The sequence below is a fragment of the Gemmatimonadaceae bacterium genome (assembly GCA_016720905.1).
GTDB lineage: Bacteria > Gemmatimonadota > Gemmatimonadetes > Gemmatimonadales > Gemmatimonadaceae > Gemmatimonas.
The window spans coordinates 114,508-137,588 of the sequence record JADKJT010000005.1; the positions used below are offsets into that span (position 1 = coordinate 114,508).

General features: G+C 64.3%; 22 protein-coding genes. 13 read left to right on the plus strand and 9 right to left on the minus strand.

The annotated features are described in order from the left end of the window. Positions 1 to 77 precede the first annotated feature (77 nt). The 3 genes from IPP90_06610 (at position 78) to IPP90_06620 (ending at position 1,518) form a co-directional block, all read left to right on the plus strand. Positions 78 to 647 carry a hypothetical protein gene (locus IPP90_06610; GenBank protein ID MBL0170396.1) on the plus strand — a complete coding sequence of 190 codons (570 nt, stop codon included), beginning with the start codon at positions 78 to 80 and terminating at the stop codon, positions 645 to 647. 96 nt (positions 648 to 743) lie between these two features. After that, positions 744 to 1,280 carry a hypothetical protein gene (locus IPP90_06615; GenBank protein MBL0170397.1) on the plus strand — a complete coding sequence of 179 codons (537 nt, stop codon included), beginning with the start codon at positions 744 to 746 and terminating at the stop codon, positions 1,278 to 1,280. Positions 1,281 to 1,293: 13 nt separating this feature from the next. Beyond that, positions 1,294 to 1,518, plus strand: a complete 225-nt coding sequence (locus tag IPP90_06620; GenBank protein MBL0170398.1) for a hypothetical protein — start codon at positions 1,294 to 1,296, stop codon at positions 1,516 to 1,518. A 44-nt stretch (positions 1,519 to 1,562) separates the two neighbouring features. On the opposite strand, the gene IPP90_06625 is transcribed toward IPP90_06620, so the two are convergent. Genes IPP90_06625 through IPP90_06635 form a run of 3 tightly spaced genes read right to left on the minus strand, consistent with a single transcriptional unit; the run spans position 1,563 to position 4,525 of the window. After that, the gene (locus tag IPP90_06625) at positions 1,563 to 2,513 is read right to left on the minus strand and encodes a ChaN family lipoprotein (protein MBL0170399.1); all 951 of its coding nucleotides are present in this window, start codon (positions 2,511 to 2,513) and stop codon (positions 1,563 to 1,565) included. A gap of 42 nt (positions 2,514 to 2,555) precedes the next feature. Further along, positions 2,556 to 3,248 (minus strand): hypothetical protein, encoded by a 693-nt coding sequence (locus IPP90_06630; protein ID MBL0170400.1) that lies wholly within the window; start codon positions 3,246 to 3,248, stop codon positions 2,556 to 2,558. Between the two features lie 2 nt (positions 3,249 to 3,250). Continuing rightward, on the minus strand, positions 3,251 to 4,525 hold the full coding sequence (locus tag IPP90_06635) for an amidohydrolase (GenBank protein ID MBL0170401.1): 1,275 nt from the start codon (positions 4,523 to 4,525) through the stop codon (positions 3,251 to 3,253). A 156-nt stretch (positions 4,526 to 4,681) separates the two neighbouring features. On the opposite strand from IPP90_06635, the gene IPP90_06640 reads away from it, so the two are divergent. Together IPP90_06640 and IPP90_06645 are read left to right on the plus strand one after the other, a co-directional pair. After that, positions 4,682 to 5,128 carry a DUF1569 domain-containing protein gene (locus IPP90_06640; GenBank protein ID MBL0170402.1) on the plus strand — a complete coding sequence of 149 codons (447 nt, stop codon included), beginning with the start codon at positions 4,682 to 4,684 and terminating at the stop codon, positions 5,126 to 5,128. A 4-nt stretch (positions 5,129 to 5,132) separates the two neighbouring features. Then, positions 5,133 to 5,915, plus strand: coding sequence for a MerR family transcriptional regulator (locus IPP90_06645; protein MBL0170403.1), 783 nt, complete (start codon positions 5,133 to 5,135; stop codon positions 5,913 to 5,915). A 55-nt stretch (positions 5,916 to 5,970) separates the two neighbouring features. Here the strand turns inward: IPP90_06645 and IPP90_06650 are convergent, their stop codons facing one another. Further along, positions 5,971 to 6,714, minus strand: coding sequence for a HEAT repeat domain-containing protein (locus IPP90_06650; GenBank protein ID MBL0170404.1), 744 nt, complete (start codon positions 6,712 to 6,714; stop codon positions 5,971 to 5,973). 122 nt (positions 6,715 to 6,836) lie between these two features. On the opposite strand from IPP90_06650, the gene IPP90_06655 reads away from it, so the two are divergent. Next, a complete protein-coding gene (locus IPP90_06655) occupies positions 6,837 to 8,639 on the plus strand; it encodes a cation:proton antiporter (GenBank protein MBL0170405.1) in 1,803 nt (600 codons plus the stop codon). A 3-nt stretch (positions 8,640 to 8,642) separates the two neighbouring features. On the opposite strand, the gene IPP90_06660 is transcribed toward IPP90_06655, so the two are convergent. After that, positions 8,643 to 10,181 carry an alkaline phosphatase D family protein gene (locus IPP90_06660; GenBank protein MBL0170406.1) on the minus strand — a complete coding sequence of 513 codons (1,539 nt, stop codon included), beginning with the start codon at positions 10,179 to 10,181 and terminating at the stop codon, positions 8,643 to 8,645. Between the two features lie 227 nt (positions 10,182 to 10,408). Between IPP90_06660 and IPP90_06665 the strand changes: the two genes are divergently transcribed. Next, a complete protein-coding gene (locus IPP90_06665) occupies positions 10,409 to 12,604 on the plus strand; it encodes a right-handed parallel beta-helix repeat-containing protein (protein ID MBL0170407.1) in 2,196 nt (731 codons plus the stop codon). A gap of 44 nt (positions 12,605 to 12,648) precedes the next feature. Here IPP90_06665 and IPP90_06670 read toward each other — a convergent pair whose 3' ends face one another. Both IPP90_06670 and IPP90_06675 read right to left on the minus strand, forming a co-directional pair. Next, a complete protein-coding gene (locus IPP90_06670; GenBank protein ID MBL0170408.1) occupies positions 12,649 to 13,209 on the minus strand; it encodes a DUF4256 domain-containing protein in 561 nt (186 codons plus the stop codon). 138 nt (positions 13,210 to 13,347) lie between these two features. Then, on the minus strand, positions 13,348 to 14,730 hold the full coding sequence (locus IPP90_06675) for a cytochrome-c peroxidase (protein MBL0170409.1): 1,383 nt from the start codon (positions 14,728 to 14,730) through the stop codon (positions 13,348 to 13,350). 165 nt (positions 14,731 to 14,895) lie between these two features. Here IPP90_06675 and IPP90_06680 point away from each other — a divergent pair, with 165 nt between their 5' ends. The 5 genes from IPP90_06680 to IPP90_06700 all read left to right on the plus strand — a co-directional run bounded on the left by IPP90_06680 (position 14,896) and on the right by IPP90_06700 (position 19,667). After that, on the plus strand, positions 14,896 to 16,158 hold the full coding sequence (locus tag IPP90_06680) for an efflux RND transporter periplasmic adaptor subunit (GenBank protein ID MBL0170410.1): 1,263 nt from the start codon (positions 14,896 to 14,898) through the stop codon (positions 16,156 to 16,158). A gap of 34 nt (positions 16,159 to 16,192) precedes the next feature. Next, complete coding sequence (locus tag IPP90_06685; protein MBL0170411.1) at positions 16,193 to 16,882, plus strand: ABC transporter ATP-binding protein; 690 nt, start codon at positions 16,193 to 16,195, stop codon at positions 16,880 to 16,882. Next, positions 16,879 to 18,024 (plus strand): FtsX-like permease family protein, encoded by a 1,146-nt coding sequence (locus tag IPP90_06690; GenBank protein MBL0170412.1) that lies wholly within the window; start codon positions 16,879 to 16,881, stop codon positions 18,022 to 18,024. The genes IPP90_06685 and IPP90_06690 overlap by 4 nt, the downstream gene beginning before the upstream one ends. After that, on the plus strand, positions 18,021 to 19,187 hold the full coding sequence (locus IPP90_06695; protein ID MBL0170413.1) for an ABC transporter permease: 1,167 nt from the start codon (positions 18,021 to 18,023) through the stop codon (positions 19,185 to 19,187). Before IPP90_06690 ends, IPP90_06695 begins: the two co-directional genes overlap by 4 nt. A 111-nt stretch (positions 19,188 to 19,298) precedes the next feature. Further along, entirely contained in the window at positions 19,299 to 19,667 is a 369-nt protein-coding gene (locus IPP90_06700; protein MBL0170414.1) for an SET domain-containing protein, read from the plus strand. Positions 19,668 to 19,685: 18 nt separating this feature from the next. On the opposite strand, the gene IPP90_06705 is transcribed toward IPP90_06700, so the two are convergent. Further along, positions 19,686 to 20,684 (minus strand): pyridoxal-phosphate dependent enzyme, encoded by a 999-nt coding sequence (locus tag IPP90_06705; protein ID MBL0170415.1) that lies wholly within the window; start codon positions 20,682 to 20,684, stop codon positions 19,686 to 19,688. 39 nt (positions 20,685 to 20,723) lie between these two features. Next, complete coding sequence (locus tag IPP90_06710; GenBank protein MBL0170416.1) at positions 20,724 to 22,133, minus strand: serine/threonine protein kinase; 1,410 nt, start codon at positions 22,131 to 22,133, stop codon at positions 20,724 to 20,726. Between the two features lie 136 nt (positions 22,134 to 22,269). On the opposite strand from IPP90_06710, the gene IPP90_06715 reads away from it, so the two are divergent. Continuing rightward, positions 22,270 to 23,076, plus strand: a complete 807-nt coding sequence (locus IPP90_06715; GenBank protein ID MBL0170417.1) for a creatininase family protein — start codon at positions 22,270 to 22,272, stop codon at positions 23,074 to 23,076. The last annotated feature ends 5 nt before the right edge of the window (positions 23,077 to 23,081 follow it).

Genomic DNA, 23,081 nt, shown 5'->3' on the forward strand with positions numbered 1-23,081 from the left:
CTGTACGAAACCCTTTGCGGGCGGGCGGTGTCTCATGTGCGGCCCCGATCGCCCCCGCCCTTGGAGTTCTCCCGCCAATGCGCTCAATCCCGATTCGCCTGATGGCCGTGCTCGTGTTCGCGCCAGTCGGCGTGTTGGCCATTGCGCGCATTCCCTCGCATGTCGTGTCCACCAGCCAGCGCCGCGATCCGGTCTATGCCGGACTGGTGGGGCAATGGCAAGGGACGGTTGAAGTCCCCGACGCGTGCGACACCACACGACGCGTGAAGCGACAAACCCGCGTTCGCGTGTCGCCGGCACCGGCGTCCGATGCGCTGGACATGCACTTCACCACCAAGGATGGTCCCGGACGCACCGTCACGGATACAGACCGTCTGCAGCTGGATAAGGCCCTGACCGCTGCGGAATGGGGTGGGATGGGCGGTGATGTGCTGAAGCACTACGACGTGTATGTAGCCGACAGTCTCGCGCGCAATTCGCCGTTGCGTTTGGTGCTGGAGCGCGAGCGTGGCGGTAATGACACCCCGGCCACGATACGCGAAACCCTCACCATCGCGCCCGGCGAGATCCGCATTGTGCAGGAGCGACGGATGTACGGCGGGGAGTTCGAGTTTCAGCGGGAGTACGTGTTGCGCAGGGTGGGGTGAGGGTAAGACGGGAGACGGAAGACTTGAGACGGGAGACGTCCAATCGGATGGACCTCCCCCGTCTCCCTTCTCCCGTCTCCCGTCTATTTTCCACCCATGCGCCAATATCACTACCAGGCCAGCGACGAAGCCCTGAGCGCCTTGCGCCGCCTGCGGGGGGCTTGGTCGCGCATTCACATCGCTGAAACAGCCGTGACCGTGGTGCTGGCCGACGGCACCGGCGTGTGCATTCAGGTTGAGGCGGCCGACGTCGAAGATGCGTTCGAGGCGTTTCGATTGACGGCCACCGTCGATCCGTCACCCATGGTGTACGGCGATGCCATGAGCGCCTTCGCCGAGTCGGGAAACGATATCGTGCTGTTTACCGGTGCCACGTGGAGCGAACAGAACGCGCAGACGCGGGACCCCATCATCTCACAAACCGGCGTCGTGAGCTTCAGCGGTCATCCGGGGCAGTTGCCTGATTCCGCGGAGATTGTGTGCATCACCACCGATGCCGTGGTGATTGCGACGACGGCCGGCGTGGGTTTGCTCATTCGGACCGGACTGAAGCCGTATTCTCTTGACGTGATACACGATCCCGCCGTCGTTCGGACCTTCCTGATCGAACGCGGCTATTCCACCGACACCTGAACCCGCCTTACCGATGCCTCAGATCGATTGCCTTCGCTGCAAGAGCCAGATGGAAACGGGCTTCATCGTCGACCACGGTCACGCCAACGCCACCCAGGAACAGGAGTGGGTGGAGGGCGAAGTGGTGAAGTCGTTCTGGCGCGGGATTCACACCAAGGGACGTGACGTGCACAAGGTGATCACGTACCGGTGCCCGCGATGCGGGTATCTGGAATCGTACGCGAACGCGGCGGAGTGACGTGAGCAGGTGAGGGTCTCCAGGGCCCTCACCCGCTCAACCCTCTACTTCGGGGCCCGCGTAAACAGCACGTAGTCCGCGATGGCCGCGTGCTCCTTGCCGTTGGCTTTCGACAAGTCCGCAATCGGCACGCCGGTCAACACGACGGTTCGGGCATTCGGCATGCGACGTATTACGCGTGCCGCAGTACCCAGTCCCGCGTCACTGTGAAACGCGCCGTCTACCTGATACACGAGGCGACCGGGCCATTTGGCCATCGCGTTGGCGATGGACTCTCCCATGGTCTCATCCTTGACGCACTGCGCCTCGTAGAACAGGTCGGTCATCTTCGCCATCGCGGTCGCGTCACCCGCCGTCGGCGGACCGCCACCGGCGCTGTGGCCCGTCATGGTCTGGGCGAACTTCGTGTAGTACGCGTCCTTGGGGCACTGGTTTTCGACCGCCGCGTACCCGCGTTCGACCTTCGACATGGTGTCGAGCGCCGCAAGTCCCTTTTTGCCCACCGCGCTGGCAATGCGACGCGGCACGTTGCCAGCGATCACGGGCCAGCCGTGCACGCGCGACAGCTCCACCATCGGGCGATAGTCGGTGGTGTAGCGATCCCACGGACGGGACCCATCGAGAAAGTTCTTTTCCGAAATGGTGCCCGCGAGATACTGATCGAGCAACGGCTGCACGTCGCGTTCAAACATCTCCAGCGTGAGGATCACCTCGCCCCGACGCGAACCGATGGCCGCCAGCACGGCGGCCTCGGCCGAATGCGTGGCCGGATCGTCGTGCTGCTCACCGAAGAACACCACGTCGGACTTGGCCGCGGCATCGATGAGTTGATCGAAGCTGATGAACCGCGCCGCCTTGGTGTCGTACACGCGCAGCGCGGCGGGCGACGATGGAGAGGCAGCCGTGGCCGCAGGCGCGCGGCCAGCGGACGCGCAGGCCGTGGTGAAGGCCAACGTCGCGGCAAGCGCGAGTTGTGTGAAGCGGGCGGTAGGCATCGCGCGATGTGGAGAGCGGGGGGAGGAACGAAAACAGTCCAGTCAAAGCTGCAACGGCAGCACCGGCGGCACAATCCGACCTCTGAACCGGTGCAGGCCGCGCGTGGTGGCCATGACCAGCAGGTCGAGCGCACAGTAGAACGCGCCAGCCGCCACCGGCGGATTGAGCGTCACCATGCCGGTGCGACCGACCCGCGCGTTCCAGTGCCAATTGCCCAGCCAGGTGCCGTACAGTTCCATCGCCAGCGCCAGCACGAACATGGTGGCATACAGCTTGCGATCCCGGCCAAAGAACATGCTGGCCAGGAACACGGCCACCAGGAGTGCACTGAACGTATCACGACCACTGAGCGCGAGCGCGCCGACGACAATTGCTGCGGCGATCGCGACGACCCGGGCCAGCGAATCGGCAACGCGCGGCGCGATGGAGAGCCCCAACAGAAACAGCATCACGTGCCCGGGTGGTACGAACAGCGGCAGGTTGCCCAGCCGATAGTCGTATACGCGCCAGACCAGCGACAACAGCACCTCGCCGACGCTCGCGTAGGCGAGGCACAGCAACATCATCAGGCGTCCGGCGCCGTCCACACTGCGCAGCATCCACAGAAACGCGACGAACGTCGCCGCGACGACCAGCGGTTGTCCCCAACGACCACCGTCTTGGTCGATCAACAACCCGAGGCCGATAAGGACCGGAACCAGCCAGAGGATGCGCCGCGTCGGGAGGCGGGGCACTCCTACTTTTTGCCCGCCGTGAGATACTCCACCGCCAGTCCCGCCATCGCTTTCACACCCGTCGGCAGCGCCGCCTCATCCACGAAGAACAACGGCGAGTGATTGGACGGCACCGTGCGCCAGTCCTGACTTTTTGGTGTCACGCCCAGATTGAAGAACAGCCCCGGCACGCGATCCTGATAGAACGAAAAATCTTCTGACGCGGTCCACAACCCGGGAACAATCAGCCCGGCCGAACCGGCGGCCCACTGCAGTGTGGGCGTGGCCCGCGTGGTGAGCGCGCTGTCGTTGCGTGTCACCAGGTACCCGCTGTCAATCTGCACGCGCGCGGTCGCGCCAGCGCTCATGGCAATATGCTGGGCCGTTGCGGTCACGCGTTTGAAGATTTCGGCACGCACTTTCATATCGAACGTGCGAATGCTGCCCAGCATCACCACGCTGTCGGGGATGATGTTGCTGCGCACGCCGCCCTGGAACGCGCCCACCGTGATGATGGCCGGCAACTGACTGATATCAACCTGACGGCTGACCACGGTCTGCAATCCGGTCACGATCTGCGCACCGACCACGATGGGATCGACCCCGCCCCACGGCGCGGCGCCATGCGTCTGACGTCCACGCACCACAATCGTGAAGCTGTTGGACGCGGCCATCACCGGTCCCGGACGCGCAGTGAGCTGACCCAGCGGTCCCGGACCAACGTGCAGCCCGAACACCGCGTCCACCTTGGGATTCTCCAGCACGCCGTCGCGAATCATCAGTTCAGCGCCGCCGCCGCCATTCGCGAGTCCTTCCTCGGCGGGCTGAAAGATGAACTTCACGGTGCCCGCCAGCTGGCTCTTCATGCCGGCCAATACCTCGGCGGCGCCGAGCAACATGGCCACGTGCGAGTCGTGACCGCAGGCGTGCATGATGCCAACGGGCGCACCGCGATACGTGCCTTTCGCTTTGGACTTGAAGGGGAGGTCAGTGAGTTCCTCCACCGGCAGCCCGTCCATGTCGGCACGCAAGGCCACCACAGGGCCAGGTTTCCCGCCTTTCAACAGTCCCACCACGCCGTGACCGCCAACATCGGTGCGCACGTCGATGCCCATGGCTCGCAACTGCTCGGCGACGACCTTTGACGTGCGCACTTCCTCGCCCGAGAGTTCAGGATGCTCGTGAATGTCACGCCGCCAGGCGATGACTTTGGGCATCACCGTGGCCACCCGACGCTCGATGTCGGCGTTGACCGGCGAGACTTTCGCGGCGGGTGACTGCGCATCGGCCGATGCCATGGCGACCACGGTCAGGGCAGTGGGAACGAGGCGGGCGAGGAATCGAGACATGACCTGGCGGGCTGGCTGGGCTGGCTGAGGAGCGCGTGAAGCTGAATAATGGGGTGATCCCGGACGAAGAGATATCCTACCGCCCCCCTCTCACGCGACTTCCCGATGCCTACGCTGGCCAATGCCGCCAACCGCGACGCCCTCATTGCGCGCCTTGAACGACTCTCGCCGGACGCACCAGCGGCGTGGGGGCGCATGAACGCTCCGCAGATGCTGGCGCATTGCGCGGACGCCCTGCGCATGGGTCTGGGAGACCTGCCGGTTCAATCCAAGCACGCGACCATTCCACGCATGGCGGTGTTCAAGTGGTTGTTCCTGAATGTGCTGCCATTCCCCAAGAGTGCGCCGACGGCGAAAGAGCTCGTCAGTCGCGCGCCCGAGTCCTGGGAGACCGAACGAGCGCAACTGATCGAGCTCATGCAGCGCGTTGGCGGCGATGCCGCGCGGTCAGTGTCTGCCGAGCATCCGCTGTTTGGTCCGCTGAGCCGCGCGCAGTGGGGGCAGTTGGCGTGGAAGCACCTCGATCATCATTTGCGACAATTCGGGGCGTGACGGCGTGACCCGCACTGTGCACGAGGCCAGCGCGCCCGACAACGAGGCTCCACTCAAAGTTGGCGCGCTGGCGGCGCGTACCGGCGTCTCTGTGCGCACCTTGCATCACTACGACGCCATCGGGTTGCTCACGCCGTCCATGCGGACGCCGTCAGGACATCGCCTCTACGTGCACGCCGACATCGCGCGACTGCAGCAGATCCAGTCGCTGCGCCTGACGGGGCTCTCGCTCGACGAAATTCGCGCACTGCTGGACGGCCCGGGGGCCTCTGCGCAACACGTTGTGCGGTTGCAGTTGGACCGACTGGAGCAGCAGATCGTGTTGCAGCAGCGACTGGTCGGTCGACTCAAGCTGTTGGCGCAACAGCTCGACGCGGCCGCCCACATCCCGATGGATGAACTGTGCCGCATGATTGAGTCCACCACCATGATGGACAAGTACTTCACGCCCGCACAATTGAACGCGATGCACGCCCGCAGCGAGACGCTGGGTGTCGAGCGCGTTCGCGCCGTGGAACACGCCTGGGCGGAGGTGATTCCTGCCGTACGGGCCCATATGGCCCGGAATACGCCGCCTACGGACACGGCGCTGCAGTCGCTGGCACGGCGCTGGCGCACACTCGTGACTGAACTCACGGGCGGCGATCGCGAAATCGCCCGGAACGCACGCCGGATGTATCAGGAGGAGCACGCGGCTATCAGCGCCGGTCAGGCGACCATGCCGGATCCTGCGATGTTTGCGTTCATGAACGACGTCTTCCGCGAAATCGGTGGTGGTCCGGGGTAAGGCGCCGTGTCGGCGCCATGACGATATTCGACCGGAAAGGCGTGCGCGAACGTGCCTAGACGTTTCGCTGCACTAATCGTTGGGCGAGGAGTCGGACATGTGGATGACTGTCGTTCGAGGCCAGTTCCAGCGCGGACCTGACAACGAGACCATCCACGCTACCCAGCGCATTTACGGCCGCGAAGCGCACTTCCCATTCCGCGTCGGCTGACGCCGCGCTCAGCAGGTCGGCGGCGGCCGGTCCGCCGATCGTTCCGAGCAGGTCCACCGCGTCAACCCGCGTTGGAGTATTGGCGCCAGCAAGGAGCGGCAGCAGGGCCGGCACCAGCGCTTCGCCGAACGCTTCGAGTGCATCGTTCAACGTGGTGCGGGCCTCGCGCGATCCCTGGCCGAGTCGCGCCAGCAGCGCCGGCAGCGACCGCTCGTCACGGATGCGACCCAGCGCGTAGGTCGCCTTCTGTGCCACCAACGGGTCGGCATCGTCGAGCGCAGCGGTGAGCGCGTCCAGCGCCCGCGCGTCTGCGAACTTGCTGAGGGTGTGTGCCGCGAGATACCGCACGGTGCCGTCATCGTCACCAAGCAAATTGATGACAGATGGCACGGCGGCGTGGCCCATGCGCACCACCGCCCACACGAGGTTGTCGCGCACAAAGAAGTCTGGTTCCGCGCCGAGTCTGGCCAGGAGCGCGGGCAGTGCCTCGATGTCGGCCAGCTCGCCCAGCGCGAGCGCCGCCTTGATACGCACGTTCTTGTCCGGGTCGAGCAGGTCGGCGACCAGCGCTTCGGTGTTCGGGTCCAAGTGAAAATCCTCGGTTGGTGTGTGACGGCAGCACGGTACATCCTTACGCTACGTGAGGGGCAAGGGGGGTGGGGGAAGACTTTCGCCTCGACTCAGTCGCCGCCCCGCAGTTATCGTTGTTCGTGCCCCACGATACCGCCCTCCTCTTCACCATCGCCGGCGCCTTCGCCGCGGCGTTCCTGCTGGGCTTTGGCGCATCAAAGATCGGCCTGCCGCCGTTGGTGGGCTATCTCGTCGCTGGGATCATGCTGGGCCCGCACTCTCCGGGGTTCGTGGGCGATGTCGGCCTGGCCTCGCAGTTGGCCGAAATTGGCGTAATCCTGTTGATGTTTGGCGTCGGCCTGCACTTCTCTCCCGGCGACCTGATGCGCGTGCGTGGCATCGCGTTGCCGGGTGCGTTGTTGCAGATGGCGGTGGCGATTGCTTTGGGTGCCGGCTTGGCCCTGTCGTGGGGTTGGACCGTGTCCGCCGCTATCGTGTTCGGACTCGCGCTGTCGGTTGCCAGTACTGTCGTCGTGTTGCGCGTTCTCGATTCGCGCGGGCTGCTCGATTCCATCGATGGTCGCATCGCGGTGGGATGGCTGGTGGTGGAGGATCTGGCCGTCGTGCTGGCGCTGGTCTTGCTGCCGGCGATTCTGAAGGCGGTCGGTGGTGCGAGTGCCATGAACACCATGCCGTCGGGCGGTGTGACATGGGCCATCACGCTGACCGTGATCAAGTTGTCGGCGTTCATTCTGTTGATGGGCGTGGTAGGGCGTCGCGCCGTGCCATGGCTTCTCACACACGTTGCGCGCAGCGGTTCACGCGAGTTGTTCACGTTGGCGGTGCTGGCGGTCGCGTTGGGTGTGGCAGTCGGGTCGGCCGCGCTGTTTGGCGTATCATTTGCACTGGGCGCGTTTGTCGCGGGCATGGTGATCAGCGAGTCGGATCTCTCCTATCGTGCCGCCGCCGATGCGCTGCCGCTGCAGGACGCGTTCGCGGTGTTGTTCTTCGTCTCGGTGGGCATGCTCATCGATCCGTTGGTCCTGCTGATGGAACCACTGCGTCTCGTGGAAACCGTTGCCGTAGTGCTCATTGGCAACACGGTGGCGTCGACGGTGCTGATGGTGCTGTTGCGTCATCCGTTGCGGGCCTCCATCCGGCTGGGCGCGAGTCTCGGACAGATCGGCGAATTCTCCTTCATTCTGGCGGCGCTTGGCGTGTCGCTGGGGGTGCTGTCGGAAGACGCGCGCAGCCTGTTGCTTGGTGCGGCGCTGCTGACGATTGCGCTCAATCCGCTGGTGTTCGCGGTGCTCGACCGCCTTGGAGCCTGGATTGCCTCGCATCCGCGGCTGCTTGATCACCTGGAGCGACAGAAGGCGCCGCGCGTCATGGCGACCGACCTGCATGTAGCCATGCTGCCGGACCACGCGATTTTGGTGGGTTACGGGCGGGTGGGTCGCACCATCGGCGACGCGATGCAGCGGATGGGCGTGCCGTTCGTCGCCATCGAGCAGGATCGCCGAGTGGTGGAAGCAATGCGCACGATTGGTGTCAGCACCATCTACGGCGATGCCACCCTGTCAGGCATTCTGGGGTACGCGCATCCCGAGCGCGCGCGATTGCTGGTGGTGGCGTCGCCCGATCCGTACCATGCGCGGCACATCATTTCGCTGGCACGCTCCAAGAATCCGGCCATCGATGTCATTGTGCGAACGCACAGTGATCAGGAGCAGCAGTTGTTCGAGTCGATGGGAGTCAGCAAAGCGCTGATGGGCGAACGGGAACTGGCGTTCGGGATGGCGTACCACAGTCTGCGCGCGCTTGGCGCCGAGGACGATCGCGCGGATGACATCGTGCAGCAGCTGCGTGGCGGCGCCCGCATGCCGACGCAGGAGTTCAGCACGTTGATGCCTCCGCCGGCGCCGTCAGGTCGCAAGGCGTAACCGCTACAGGCGCTCGATCCCGGCTCTGCCGTGCATCACGCGCCAGCGTGACGGAGTTTCGACGGGTGCCCCCGGTTTCGTCACGTAGGCGACCGTGCGATACTCGGCCTGCCACTGTCTTTCATCGACGGTGCAGCTGATGTAGCCGCGCCGGTTGTGGTGCCACTTGATGTGCGTGTTCTCGGCCAACTGCGTGCGCATGCGCTCGTTGGGCTCGCCAAAGCCATCCCCGTCCGAGGAGATGCTGGTGCCCACGAATTCCGCCGCGACCACCGGTCGATCGGGTTGCATGAAACCGCTGCGCAGTTCGTTCACCCAATGCGTGTGGATGTCGCCGGTGAGCACCACGGTACGATTGGGCGCGCGTTCGGCAATGGCATTGAGCAGTCGATCGCGGGCCACCGGATAGCCGCTCCACTGGTCCATGGACACGCGCGTTTCCGCACCGGGTCCACTGTCGTACGGCCCCATCATCACTTGATTGCCCAGTACCTGCCACCGTGACTTCGACGCGCCCAATCCGTCGACTAGCCACTTCTCCTGCGCCGCACCCATGAGGCCACGCCGGGGCTCGGCCCAGTCGCCGCAGGGAACGGCCTTCGTGCCATCGCCGCAGGCCTGATCATCGCGATACTGCCTGGTGTCCAGCATCCAGAACCGCGCCAGCGCGCCCCAATTGATGGTGCGGGTGATGGTCAGGTCGGCCCATGACGTCGCGCGCGGCACGCGCACGGGCTGGTGTTCCCACCACGCCTGATAGGCCGCTGCGCGGCGCGCGCGCATTTGCTCGATCGACTCCATCTCATTTTCGCCCATCAATCCGGCGTAGTTGTTGTCGACCTCGTGATCGTCCCACGTGAGCACCCACGGGCAGCGCGCGTGCGCGGCCTGCAGCGCCGGATCGGTCTTGTATTGCGCGTAGCGCCGTCGATAGTCGTCGACCGTGCGCACTTCCAGCCCCTGATGCATGCGGACGGCAGTGCTCGGGCTTGAGCCTTCGTAGATGTAGTCACCGAGATGGGTGACGAGGTCGAGTTCCTCCTTCGCCATGTGCTCGTAGGCCGTGAAGAGGCCCTGATCCCATCGTTGGCAACTGGCGACCGCCATCCGCAGCGGGGTCAACGCGCCATCAGCGGGCGCCGTGCGGAAGCGTCCAGTCTGGCTGGCCGCCTGTCCCGTCTGAAAACGGTAGAAATACCAGCGATCGGGGGCCAGACCGTCCACGTTCACGTGCACACTGTACGACAACTCGGGGCCCGCGGTGGCGCGTCCGGTCTTCACGATCTTCTTGAAGCCGTCGTCGTCGGCCACTTCCCACGTCACAACGGGTCGTCCGTCCATGCCGCCATCAGGCTCGAAGGGGCGCGGCGCCAGCCGAGTCCAGAGCACGCCGCCGGTCGCGGTGGGATCGCCGGACGAAACGCCCAGTGTGAACGGGTCATCGACGAGGCGCGGGCGTGACGTCACACGCCACACGTTGGGAACGACGGCGCAGAGGGCAGCGGCGCGCGTCACATCGGCTAGAAAGTCTCGGCGGTCCATGGCGGATATGGTACTGCCCCGCGTGGCGATGCGAGAGAGGGGGTGGGCTGGAAGTTGCTGTGCCGGTACGCGGAGCGCACTATTGGCCAGCGATTCCCGGCATTCTTCAAGACGACCACCATGTCCGATACCGTATCACCTGCGGAGCTGAGAGAATGCATTTCAACCGCCAAGTTCGCAAAAGTCGCGAAGTCAGTCCGGCTCGGCTCACAAACAGCCTAAAAACAGTGAAAGTACCACTTCGCGCACTTCGCGAACTTGGCGGTTCAGTGCTGTTAACCGTCGCACTCGTAGTGCCCATTTGTGCAACCGCGCAGGCCACACCGACTGTCGCACCACACGCCGGCCTCGTGATCACGCGCTCCACGCGCCTCACCCCAGGCACGTACCGTCTCGCGGCGCCCGCCTCGATGGACAGTGCGCTCATCACCGTACGAGGCGACGGCATTACGCTCGACATGCGCGGCGTAGTGCTGGAAGGCATCGCGCCAACGGCCGACCCGGACCGCGCGCGCGGTATCGCCATTCGCATTGAGGGCGGACGCAACGTGCGTGTGCTGGGCGCCACCGTCCGCGGCTACAAAGTTGCTCTCCTCGCGCGCAAAACGCAGCAACTGGCACTCGACGGCAACAACTTCAGCTACAACTGGAAGCCTCGCTTGTTCAGCCTGGTGGAACACGAGAGTCTCGCCGACTGGCTGTCGTATCACCACAACGAGCAGGACGAGTGGTTGCGTTTTGGCGCCGGCATCTATCTCGCGGATGTGCGTGGCGGCACGATCACCGGGAACCGGGTGGAGCAGGGCATGAACGGCCTGATGCTGGTACGCAGCGACTCGCTGGACATTCGCGACAACGACTTCTCGTTCAATTCGGGGTTGGGCATAGGCATGTATCGCGCCAGCGCGAACACCATTGTTGGCAATCGCATCGACTACAACGTGCGGGGGTACAGCCATGGGTTCTACCGCCGCGGGCAGGACTCGGCGGGGATCCTGATGTTTGAGCAGTGCTTGCGCAACGTGGTGGCGTTCAATTCCGTGACGCACGGCGGCGACGGCCTGTTCATCTGGGCGGGCCAGACCACCATGGATACGGGCGTTGGCGGGGTGAACGACAACATGTTCTACGCGAACGATTTCAGCTTCGCGCCCACCAACGGCATGGAAGCCACGTTCAGTCGCAACGACTTCCTGGCCAATCGCATCGAGGGCAGTGATCACGGCCTGTGGGGCGGTTATAGCTACAGCTCGCGCGTCATTGGCAACTGCTTCATCCGCAATCGCATCGGTATTGCCATCGAGCATGGGCAGGACAACGTGATTCAGCGCAATCGCTTTGAGGGAGATGCGCGCGGCGACAGCATTGGCATCAGTTTGTGGGCCAACCCCATTGAGCCCGGTGACTGGGGGTATCCGAAACACCGCGACACGAAGAGTCGGGACTATTCCATCACGCGCAACGACTTTGTGGGCGTGCGTCGCCCGTGGACGATTCTGCAGTCGGCGTCGATTGACACGAGCGGCAATATCGGACGGACGTTGGACTCGGCGTGTGATCCCGCGGTGCTCATGCGGGAGTCAGGCGCAAGCGCGCCGGTGATCAGTCGAGCACCGGTCACGTGGCCGCGTCGCGCGGTGGCCGATCGGGATCGCTCGGCCATCATTGTGGACGAATGGGGACCCTTTGACTGGCGGTCGCCCAGGCTGTGGCCGCTGGACAGCCTTCACGCGACCCCGCTGCGGTTGCGCGTGGTGGGACCGGCGGGGCGCTGGCGTGTGGTGTCGCTGCGCGGCGTGTCTGCCATTTCGCGTCGGGCCGGCGTTGTGGGCGACACGCTGGTGGTGACGCCGCATCGGGACAGTCTGGGCGACGTGTCCGTGCAGCTTGTTTACGTCGGTGACGCTACGATATCGCCGCGCGGCATGCGGAGCGTCGCTGGTGTATCCGTTCCGTTCGGGTTCACGTTCTTTCAGCCGAAGCAGGATTGGAACGTGCGCGTGTTTGCGTGGAGCGACAGCACCGATCCGCGCACGAAACCGGCGGCATTCGACGCGCTGCTGCGCGGCACGCCTGTCGTCACGAGGTCGCAGTCGCGGCTGGACTGGATGTGGTCGCGTCCGTCGACTGCCGGTGTGCCGGCATCGCACATGGCGCTGGAGGCGACCAGTCTGGTGTCGTTGCCGGCCGGTGCCCACACGTTGCGCACGCTCAGCGACGATGCGATCCGCGTGTGGGTGGATGGCAAACTGGTGATCGACCATTGGACGCCGCATGAAACGACGGCGGATTACGCGCGGCTTACCGGTGGTACCCACCAGATCCGCGTGCAGCACATGCAGGTGGACGGTTGGACGGAGTTGCGGATGGATTTCCTGCGCGGGACGCAAGGTCATTCGACGGGTTCGGCCGGCCCGCACTGAGTTGCCTGTTGGGCTACGGGTCGCGGGTGAAGCCGCCCCGGACTCTACACACGGAACTGACCGCGAAACCCGCGGGCGGCGTAGTACGATTCGGCACCGTTGTGGTAAACGAAAACCTGCTCGTAGCGACGATCGCAGAAGATGGCGCCGCCCAGCGCCCTGATCTTTTCGGGGGTGTGCACCCAGCTTGACGTTTTTCGGTCAAACTCACCCAGCGTCTGCAGCGCGCGATACTCAGCTTCCGAGAGCATTTCAATCCCGATTTCGGACGCCATGTCCACCGCGGTGCCACCGGGCTTGTTTTCCTTTCTGGCGTTGAGCGCGGCTCGGTCATAGCAGAGACTGCGACGACCGGCCGGACTTTCCGCGGCGCAGTCGCAAAAGCGGAACTCGCCGGTTTTCGTCTCGCGACCGATGACGTCGGGTTCACCGCCGGACCGTTCCATGGCCGCGAGAATGTCGAGCTTCGCGGGATGCGCCTTCAGTCGGGCCTCCACGTCGCTCCATTCGATCCCCTGATGGCGCCGGAGATTGCCAGAGAAACGGGCTTGGAGTGTCTTGATCAGCTCGGCGCGTTGCGCGGCGTTCAAGGCGTTCTTTTCCATGCCGTGAGAAGTGGCGGTGTGCTCGCTTCAAGTCAATGTTGTCGGGAGCGGGAGGTGTACGCATGGGGGGGGAATCCAGCCGGCCTGTTCGCCGACTGGATTCCCCGGGAGAGGTGTCCGTGACGCAGCAGCCGTCGGTTATCGCGCCCCGTCCACCGGCAAGCGACTGGGCACGTGGCGCGGGGGTATGCGGCGCAGGTCTCGGGCGGCCGGGTCGGTGAGGGCGCTCATATAGGCCATGAGTTGGCCCACCAACTCGTCGGTCAACACCACACCGTTCAGCAGTGTGTCGCGCGTGGCCAGGATAGCGTCGGCATTGGGTAACAGCGTGCCCCGCAGCAGCGGTTCCAGCTGCGATGGATCGTACGCGCGGAGTTTCCGGTCCGACTCGCTGTAGTGCTCCACGAAGCTGCGCAACGACGACAGCGCGCCATCATGTCCGTACGGTCCCGTGAGTTCGACGTTGCGCAGTGGCGTGGTGCGGAACAGGTACTGATCGGCGGCCAACCCGGTCACGTTCATGCGTCCGAAGTCGTCTCGGCCCGATGGCCCGTTGCCCTTGCCCGGCCCGAACTGCGCCACGGCCACATTGTGGAACTGCTCATCGCTGAACGTCGGGCCGTTATGACAAATGGAGCACTTGAGGCTCAGGAACGTCTGCGCGCCCTGCAGTTGCTCGCGATTCAACGCGTTATCACGCCCGTCCAAAAAGCGATCCCACGGTGAGCCGTCAAAACTCAGCTCGTCCAGCAGGAATCCGGCGATGGCGTTGGAGGCATGCGCAAAGGTCATGCGGCTGAAGCGCTCTCCCGGGTACGCGTCCTCGAACATCTCGCGATACTCGGGAATGGCGCCCAGCCGTCGCATGAGCGCGGCCCAGATGCGGGGATTCTGGTCATCGGGTATCGCGGCGAGCTCGTTGCCGCCGTCGGCGCGCATCTCGGCGCGGTTGGTCACGGGAAACATCCCGATCGCGGAGACCGATCCGAACTCGAATGTGCGTTGCATGGCGGGCGTCACGTCCGCGTCAGCCGGCGTCACCACGCGTCCCGAGGCATCGCGTTGAATGCGACCATCCCAGAACAGGTGTCGCATGGCGCCCAGATTGAAGAGGGGTGGGGCATTGCGGGGAATGAAGATGCCCTGCGGGTGCCGTCGCTCGCCGCCGACACCGGTGGCACCCTGGCCGATGGACAGGCTGCGACCATCTCCCGTGGCCAGCGTGGGCAGATGACAGGTCATGCAACTGATATCGCGATTGCCGCTCAGCACCTTGTCGAACGCGAGCGCCTGACCAAGGCGCACCAGTGATTCGCGGACGCGCGGTCGATGCGGCAGCGCCGTGATGCCGCGGGAGGCGGCGAGTTGGCGAACGAGAGCAGCCGTCGACCGGTTGTCCGATGCGGACATCGCCGGCGCCGCTGGCGCGGCGAATGCTGGTGGCTGGGTGGGCTGGTCCGCGCAGGACGCGAGGAATACCGACACCACCAGGAACAGGGACAGTTTCATGGAACGCCGCATCGCTTACCTCCGCAAGAGCAGTGTGGAACCGGTCAGGCCGTGGGGGCAGGCGACCCCCGATTCTTAAAGCGGAGAACGGGACCGGAAGCCGACACGGAGGCCGTGGCTGGCGATGCCGGAAGCGTTTGCCAAGGGGCGTACCCGGCCCGTAGAATACCATCCGCTATGACCCAGTCCTCGTCTGCCCCAGCCGACCTCTCCAAGCTCCGTATCAATCGCGACGCGCCGCCGCCGGGCGTGCGCAGTGCACTGGTCCGAAATCTCGTCTTGTTGCTGGTGGTCGCCGCCCTGATAGTGGCCGCGTGGTGGTACCTGCGCGCTCGCGCAGTGCCGGTGGTGCAAGTCGCCACGGTTGGCGCGCCTGTCGGAGCCGGCGCTGGCGGTTCGGCGGGCACCACCAGTGTCACCGCGAACGGCTATGTCGTGGCGCGCACCAAGGCGTCGGTTTCGGCGAAAGCGGCGGGCCGACTAGCCTATCTGGGCGTCAGCGAAGGATCGTTCGTCAAGCAGGGGGTGGTGATCGCGCGCCTCGACAACGCCGAGTTCCAGGCGGGGATCGCGCAAGCGGAAGCGAATGTGGCGGCCAGCGATGCGAGTCTGATCGAGGCCACCTCCGATCGCGATCAGGCGGTGCGCGAAGCCAATCGGCAGCGCGAGGTGCGGGCGCAGAATGCCAGTCTGGTATCGGCGCAGGAGCTGGATGCGGCCAACAGCCGAGCCTCGCAGGCGGAGGCCCGCGTGAACGCGTCAGCGGCTCGGAAGCGTGCGGCGGAAGCGGGGCTCCATCTGGCGCTGGCCAATAACGACAACACAATCATCCGGGCACCGTTCACCGGCACGGTGCTGCGCAAGGATGCCGAAGTGGGCGAAGTGGTGGCACCGAGTGTGGGCGGTGGATTGACGCGCGGCGCGGTGGTGACGATGGCCGATCTTGCAACGCTTGAAGTGGAAGTAGACGTGAACGAGGCGTACATCGCGCGCATCAGCAAAGGTCTCAAGGCGCGCATCACGCTCGACGCGTATCCGGACACGTCGTTTCGCGGCGCGGTACGGCAGGTGGTGCCAACGGCCGACCGCCAACGCGCCACCGTGCAGGTGAAAGTCTCCATCACGGATCGAGACGCCCGCATTCTTCCGGAAATGGGTGCGAAGGTGGATTTTCTCCAGCCCGACACGGTACCAGCCGGCGCGGCGCGACCGGTGGCGCGCCCGATTGTGCGGGTGCCGCAGGCCGCCGTGCGCGAGGACGGCGGGAAAAGCGTGGTGTGGATTGTACGTGGCGAGACGCTTACCCGTCGTGAAATCGAGGCCGGGCCGGTCAGCGCAGGATTTCGTGAGGTCCGATCGGGATTGACTGGCGGCGAGCAATTGCTGATCGGTGGCGTGGAAACGCCCACGGAAGGGATGCGAGTCAAGATCGGACCGTAGAGCACGGCCCACCACTTCAGACGGAGATGCAGCGATGGCGCTCGTCGAGATCCGCGATGTCTACAAGTCCTTCAAACGCGACACCCAGTCTGTCGACGTATATACCGGACTGACCATCGATTTCGAGGAAGGGAGCTTCACGGCGCTGATGGGTCCGTCGGGTTCCGGCAAGTCCACCTTGCTCAATCTGGTGGCAGGATTGGACAAGCCAACCAGTGGCTCTGTACGAGTTGGCGGCGCCGAGGTCAGCGCCATGAACACGTCCCAGTTGGCCGCGTGGCGTTCGCGCACGATCGGCTTCGTGTTCCAGTCGTACAATCTCCTCCCCGTGCTGACCGCGCAGCAGAATGTCGAGCTGCCGCTGTTGCTCACCCACCTCAAGAAGCGTGAACGAGCGGAGCGCGTGGCGATCGCGCTCGGTGTGGTGGGGCTGTCCGATCGCATGGATCATTACCCCCGTCAGCTATCTGGCGGGCAGGAACAGCGCGTGTCGATCGCCCGGGCTATCGTGGCCGACCCGCAACTGATCCTGCTGGATGAACCGACGGGTCAACTGGACTCGAAGAGTTCGGAAGAAGTGCTGACCCTGTTGCAACGGCTGAACAACGAGTTCAACAAGACCATCATCGTGGTCACGCACGATGCCAAGGCGGCCGAGCGCGCCAAGACGGTGCTGCACCTGGAGAAGGGGGTGCTGGTGGAGCGGCAGGAGGTACACGCATGAAGTTCGTCCCCCTGGTGTTGTCCAACTTGTTGCGGCACAAGCTGCGCACGACCCTCACCATCATGAGCGTGGCGCTGGCGCTGTTCCTGTTTGCCTCGCTGCGCACCGTGGTCACGCAGTTGGAGATTTCCAGTCAACTGGGCGCGGCCAACCGGATGATTGTGCAGAACGCCACGGCGTTCATCTTCCCGCTGCCGCAGAACTACGCCAATCGACTGGCCACAGTGCCGCATGTGACGGGCGTAACGTGGGCCAACTGGTTCGGTGGCAAGTACGGTGACGGCAGGAAGTTCATCGGCCCGTTTGCCGTCGACGCGGCGTCGTACCTTGAGATGTACAAGAACGACTTCATTGTCCCGCCCGATCAGAAGGAGGCATTCCTGCGTGAGCGCACCGCGGTAATTGTCGGTCAGGGGCTGCTCAAGGCCTTCGGCTGGAAGATCGGCGACAACGTGACCCTGCAGGGCACCATCTTCCCGGGCGACTGGACGTTTACCATCCGCGGCACTTACACGCTGAAGGACCCGGCGTACGGTGATGAGCAGTTCCTGTTTCACTATGACTACCTGTACGAGCGTAACAAGGAAAACGTCACGCCCGGATGGTTCATCCTGCGCATTGACGACCCGGCGCAGTCGGGCATCGTGGCGAAAACCATTGACGATGGATTCCGCAATTCATCGGCGCCCACCAAAACGGGCACGGAACAGGCGTTCAGCGCCGGCTTCATGACGATGTTCGGCAACATTCAACTGTTGTTGGGCACGATCGGCATGGCGGTGGTGTTCGCCATCCTGCTCATCGCGGCCAACGCGATGCTCATGAATCAGCGCGAGCGCACCAGCGAGATTGCCGTGCTCAAAACAGTGGGCTTCACCGATCAGACCATCTTCACTTTGGTGATCGTCGAGGCTGCGTTCATCGCGTTGACCGGCGCACTGCTTGGGCTCGGACTGGCGATCATCGTTCCCAAGGCCACGCATTTCAACGCGTTCGGATTCCTTCCCGGCTTCCATGTCACGAATGGCACGGTGATGGTGGGCGCGGGAATCGCCTTGCTGTTATCGGTGGTCAGTGGTTTTACACCGGCCTATCAGGCCGCTCGGCTGCCCGTGGTCCAGGCGCTGCGGAGGGTTGAGTGAAGATCCCGCTGATTTATAACGTCCGGAGCGTGTTGCAACGCCCGGTGTCGACAGCATTCACCGCGCTGGGGATCGCGTTGGTGGTGGCCGTCTTTGTGGCCATGCTGGCGTTGGCCAACGGGTTTGCGTCGGCGCTCACCAAAACAGGCGGCGACGACAACATTCTGGTGATGCGCAAGGGCGCCGACTCGGAGCTGTCGAGCGGCATTGCCAAGGCGGACGTAAACATTATCTCCAGCTTTCCGCAGGTCGCGATCGGCAGCGATGGCAAGCCGTTGGTGAGCCCGGAAACGTATATCGTCATGAACATCCCCCGCGTGGGACTCGACACGACGGCCATCGCCAACGTCGTCATGCGCGGCGTCAGTCAACGTGCCTTCGAAGTGCGAAAAAACATCAAGATCACCGGGCGCACCTTCGCCAGCGGGCAAAGCGAAGTGTGCGTGGGCGACAAGCTGGTGCCACGATATCGCAACACGGCCCTCGGTGAGAAACTGCGGTTTGCGGGACGGGAGTGGACCGTCGTCTGCCATTTCTCGGCGGCGGGATCGAGTTTCGAGTCCGAGGTGTGGGGTGAGGCCGAGCAATTCCAAAGCGCCATGCGCGGCGGCAGTTCGTATCAGTCGGTCACGTTTCGATTGAAAGACCCGGCGGGCTTCGACGAGGCCAAGCGCGCCCTGCAGGGCGATCAGCGCCTGCAAGTGGACGCGCATCTGGAGTCGAAGTACTACGCCGATCAATCCAGGCTGCTGGGGGCAATGCTCAGCTTTCTGGCCATCATGATCACCAGCATCATGTCCATCGGTGCCATCTTTGGCGCCGTGAACACGATGTACGCCTCCATCTCGTCGCGCACACCGGAAATTGCCGTGCTGCTGACACTCGGGTTCAAGCCGCGGAATGTGCTGCTGAGCTTTCTCGCCGAGTCGGCGGTGATTGCATTTGCGGGCGGCGTGCTGGGGTGCCTGTTCGCGTTGCCCATCAACGGCGTCGTGACGAGCACCACGAACTGGTCGAGTTTCAGCGAGATCGCGTTTGCGTTTCGGGTTACGCCGATGCTGTTGCTGTCGGGGTTGGGATTTGCGGTGGTGATGGGGGTGGTGGGCGGCTTCTTTCCGGCGCGCAAGGCCAGTCGGATGCCGGTGGTACAGGCGCTGCGATAGAGGCCCCTTCAACGCAAGGCTCATGAATGAGCCGCAGACTCGAGTACCCCTCACCACAGACACGTGCCACGCCACCGCCTCCTCGCTGCGCTACGCGATGATTGCTACGTCATGCTGCGGCCGTCACCCATTGAAGGGATCGGCGTGTTCGCCATTACCGACATCCCCGCGGGCTGTCGCGAGATGTTCAGCAAGCCGGACTTGCCGGAACACTGGATCGCGATCTCGCGAGCCGAGGTGGAGGCGCTGCCGGCGCATTCTCGGTTTCTGGTGGAGAATTACTGTCTGTATGACGAGCACCAGTACTTCGTGCCGGAGAACGGTTTCACGAAGATGGATCTGGCCTGCTTTCTCAACCACTCCGACACACCGAACATCATGTCGATCGATGATGGCAACTTCTTCGAGGCCCTGCGCGACATTGCGCCGGGCGAAGAGCTGCTCATCGACTACGGCGAGATCGTGGACAGCGCACATTAGCCGCCGACACGCGCTGCGCTACGGCAGCAACAGTTTTGCGAAGCCCACGGGATCGATGTTCGCGCCACAGAGCACGACACCGACACGTTGCCCCTCCAACCGCGCTCGGAGCGGGTACATCAGCGCCGCCAGTGCCGCGGCACCGGCTGGCTCCACCGCCAACTTCGCTGAACGAAAGAGCAGGCGCATCGCGCCGCGGATCTGATCGTCGGTCACCAGCACCACCTCGTCGGCGAACCGTCTATTGAGCGCGAACGAATACGGCTCGCAGCGCGGGGCGCCCAGTGAATCGGCAATGGTGCGCACGGCGTCCAGCGATTGCGGTGAACCGGCCTCGAAACTGCGATACATGGTGTCGGCGCCTTCCGGTTCCACGACGTAGACGGCCGTTCCCGGACTGAGCAGCTTCACGGCGCAGGCCACACCGGCTGTGAGGCCGCCGCCACCAGCGGCGACGATCACGGCGTCGAGCTCTGTACCAGCCAGACGCACCTGATCGATGAACTCCATCCCCACCGAGGCGGTGCCGAGCGCGGTTTTGGGGCCCTCGTATGGATGTACGAACGTGCGCCCTTCATTGGCCTCGATGTCGCGCACCCGGGCGAACGCTTCGGTGACATTGTCCACCAACTCGACGTCGACACCGTACTCCCGGCACACCTGTATTCGAAACGCGTTGGCCGTTCGCGGCATCACCACTTTCGCCGTGGTGCCCAGGATGCGCGCCGAGTAGCCCAGAGATATTGCGTGATTGCCGGCCGACACGCCGGTCACGCCGCGGGCAAGGGCGGCCGCGTCGAGATCCAGCATGACCGAGAGGGCGCCGCGCGGCTTGAAGCTGCCGGTGCGCTGAAACAGTTCTTCCTTGAGCCACACCTGAGTGGACGCGCCGACGGCGACGGCCAGGGCGTCGTCCACCAGCTGTCGAACGGGCGTGGTGATGACGAGGTCACCTAGTCGCGCGCGATTGGCGCGGATGGCGTCGATGGTGGGGACGTCGAACGGCGGAGTGGACATGGCATCTCGTTGGGGATGGCACACGCGAGGACAGCGGAGTCAGCGCGGTGGTTCGGAGCGCTTGGCGGTCGCTGCCAACGACGCCAGCGCTGAGCCAAGCCGCATGGCCTCGACACCGGTGACCTCGGTGAAAAGTGTATCACGACGACCATCCGGACGAGTGGCAATCAACAAACCCACCGAACGGCCGAAGAGATTCAGTTGCCGTGCGATGTCCATTCTGGTATCTCCGAACGAGACACGTCGTGCCCCGGAGGGCGTGCGTCGAATGACCATGCTATCCGTAATCAGCATCGCGTCGCGGTCGTCATGTCCGCGCTGAATGAACGCGTAGGCAACGCGCTCCGTCGGTTGAAGACTGCCATCTGCGCGGGCGGATGCCAGCACAGACGCGGGAATGGCATCGTAGAACGCGTTGAGCGTGGGCTCGCCGCCGTCCGCGAACACCAGCGACAGAACGCGCCACAGGATCACCAGTAACAGTCCGAGCAGGGACGCGCCGGTCGTGCCCAGCGCGCCGAGGATCATGTAGCGACGGCGGCGCTGGGCGCGGCGCACCTGCGACGGCGATCGCAACGCGTCCGGTGTCAACGCGGCTTCAAGTCGTGCCACCAGCTGGGCTGCAGTGGGCCGTGCCGCACGGTCTTTCTGCAGCGCGTCTTCGACGAGGGCGGTCAGCGCGGTCGGGACGTCGGGCCGCACGGCGGCGAGTCTCGGTGGCGCCTGCGTCATGTGCTTGGCCATCACGGCGGCGACCGAGTTCGCGGCAAACGGGGGTCGTCCGGTGAGCATTTCGAACAACAGCACCCCAACCGCGTACACATCAGTCCGGCCGTCCGTCTCCTCGCCGAGCAGTTGTTCCGGACTCATGTAGTCGGGCGTGCCGGAGGTCATGTCGACTTGCTCGCCGCGCGCGTGTGTCATGACGTGCGCGATGCCAAAATCCGTCACGAAGGCACGGCCGGAGGCATCAAGCAAAACGTTGTCGGGCTTGATATCACGATGGACGATGCCGCGCGCATGGGCAGCGTCCAGCGCTCTCGCCACATCAAGGGCGATTCGCGCGGCATAGGCGGGTATGAGGGGGCCGTCGCGCTCGATCCGCATGGTGAGCGAACGTCCATCCAGCAACCGCATAATGAGGAACAGGAGGCCGTCGCGGCTCTCCGCCCCATAGAGAGGCACGATGTGCGGATGCTCGACGCTGGCCACCAGTCGAGCCTCCTGCAGGAACATGGCTTCGAGTTCGGTGGTCGGTGCCAGCGCCGGGTCCATCACCTTGATGGCGACATCACGGCCCAGCACGCGATCACGGCCACGAAAAACGGCGGCCGACGCGCCGACGCCGAGGACGTCGCCAAGCTCATACTGGTCTTGGACGACCGAGGACAGGCGGGTGCGCAGCGTTTCGAGGTCCAGGGGCATGGCGAAGTCTGGCGCGTGACTCATGGAGGGCGCAACTTGACGGCCCGCTGTATGTATTGTTGGTGAAAGGACCCGACACAAGTGACGTGGTCCGACCCTGGCAACAGGAATACTGAAAGGGGGGAAGATGCTTCGCGCCGCCGCATTGGGCAGCTGCTTGATGTTGTTTTCTTCACCGTTGCAGGCTCAGCAACGGGCCGTATCCGGACGAGCGCCATCATCGGGAAGCGTGCGCATTGCCGATCTTTCATGGACCGATGCGCAACGTGTCCTGGATACCGCGACAATCGTGGTCATCCCCATTGGCGCTGAGGCCAAGGAGCACGGCCCGCACCTGCCACTGAACAACGACTGGCTGTTGGCGGAGTACTTCGCCAAACGCGTCTCGGCGGCCACGCGGGTCGTGCTGTATCCAACCGTCAATTATCACTTCTATCCGTCGTTCGCGGAGTACCCGGGCTCCACCTCACTGCAGTTGGCCACGGCGCGCGACCTGATAGTGGACATCGTGCGCTCCATCGCGCGCCACGGGCCGCGCCGGTTCTACATCCTGAATACCGGCGTGTCGACGTTGCGCGCCCTGGGGCCGTCGCAGGACAGCCTTGCGGCCAGCGGCATCGTGATGCAGTACACGAACATCCTTGAGGTGGGGAAGGCCTCTGAGGATAGCGTGCGACAGCAAGCCGGTGGCACGCACGCCGACGAACTCGAAACGTCGATGATGCTGTACATGTATCCCAACGTCGTGCACATGGCAAAAGCGGTGGACGACTATCACCCTGGCGCCGGAGGGCTGACGCGTGATTCGGCGACCGCGGTGCGTGACGGCAAGGTGTGGTCGCGTTCAGGGACGTTTGGCAACGCGACGTTGGCCACGCGGGCGAAGGGGCGCGTGCTGGTGGAAGCGCAGGTGCGGGGGATGGTGGCGGAGATCGAGCACCTGCGAAGGGCGCGCATTCCGAACTGAATGCT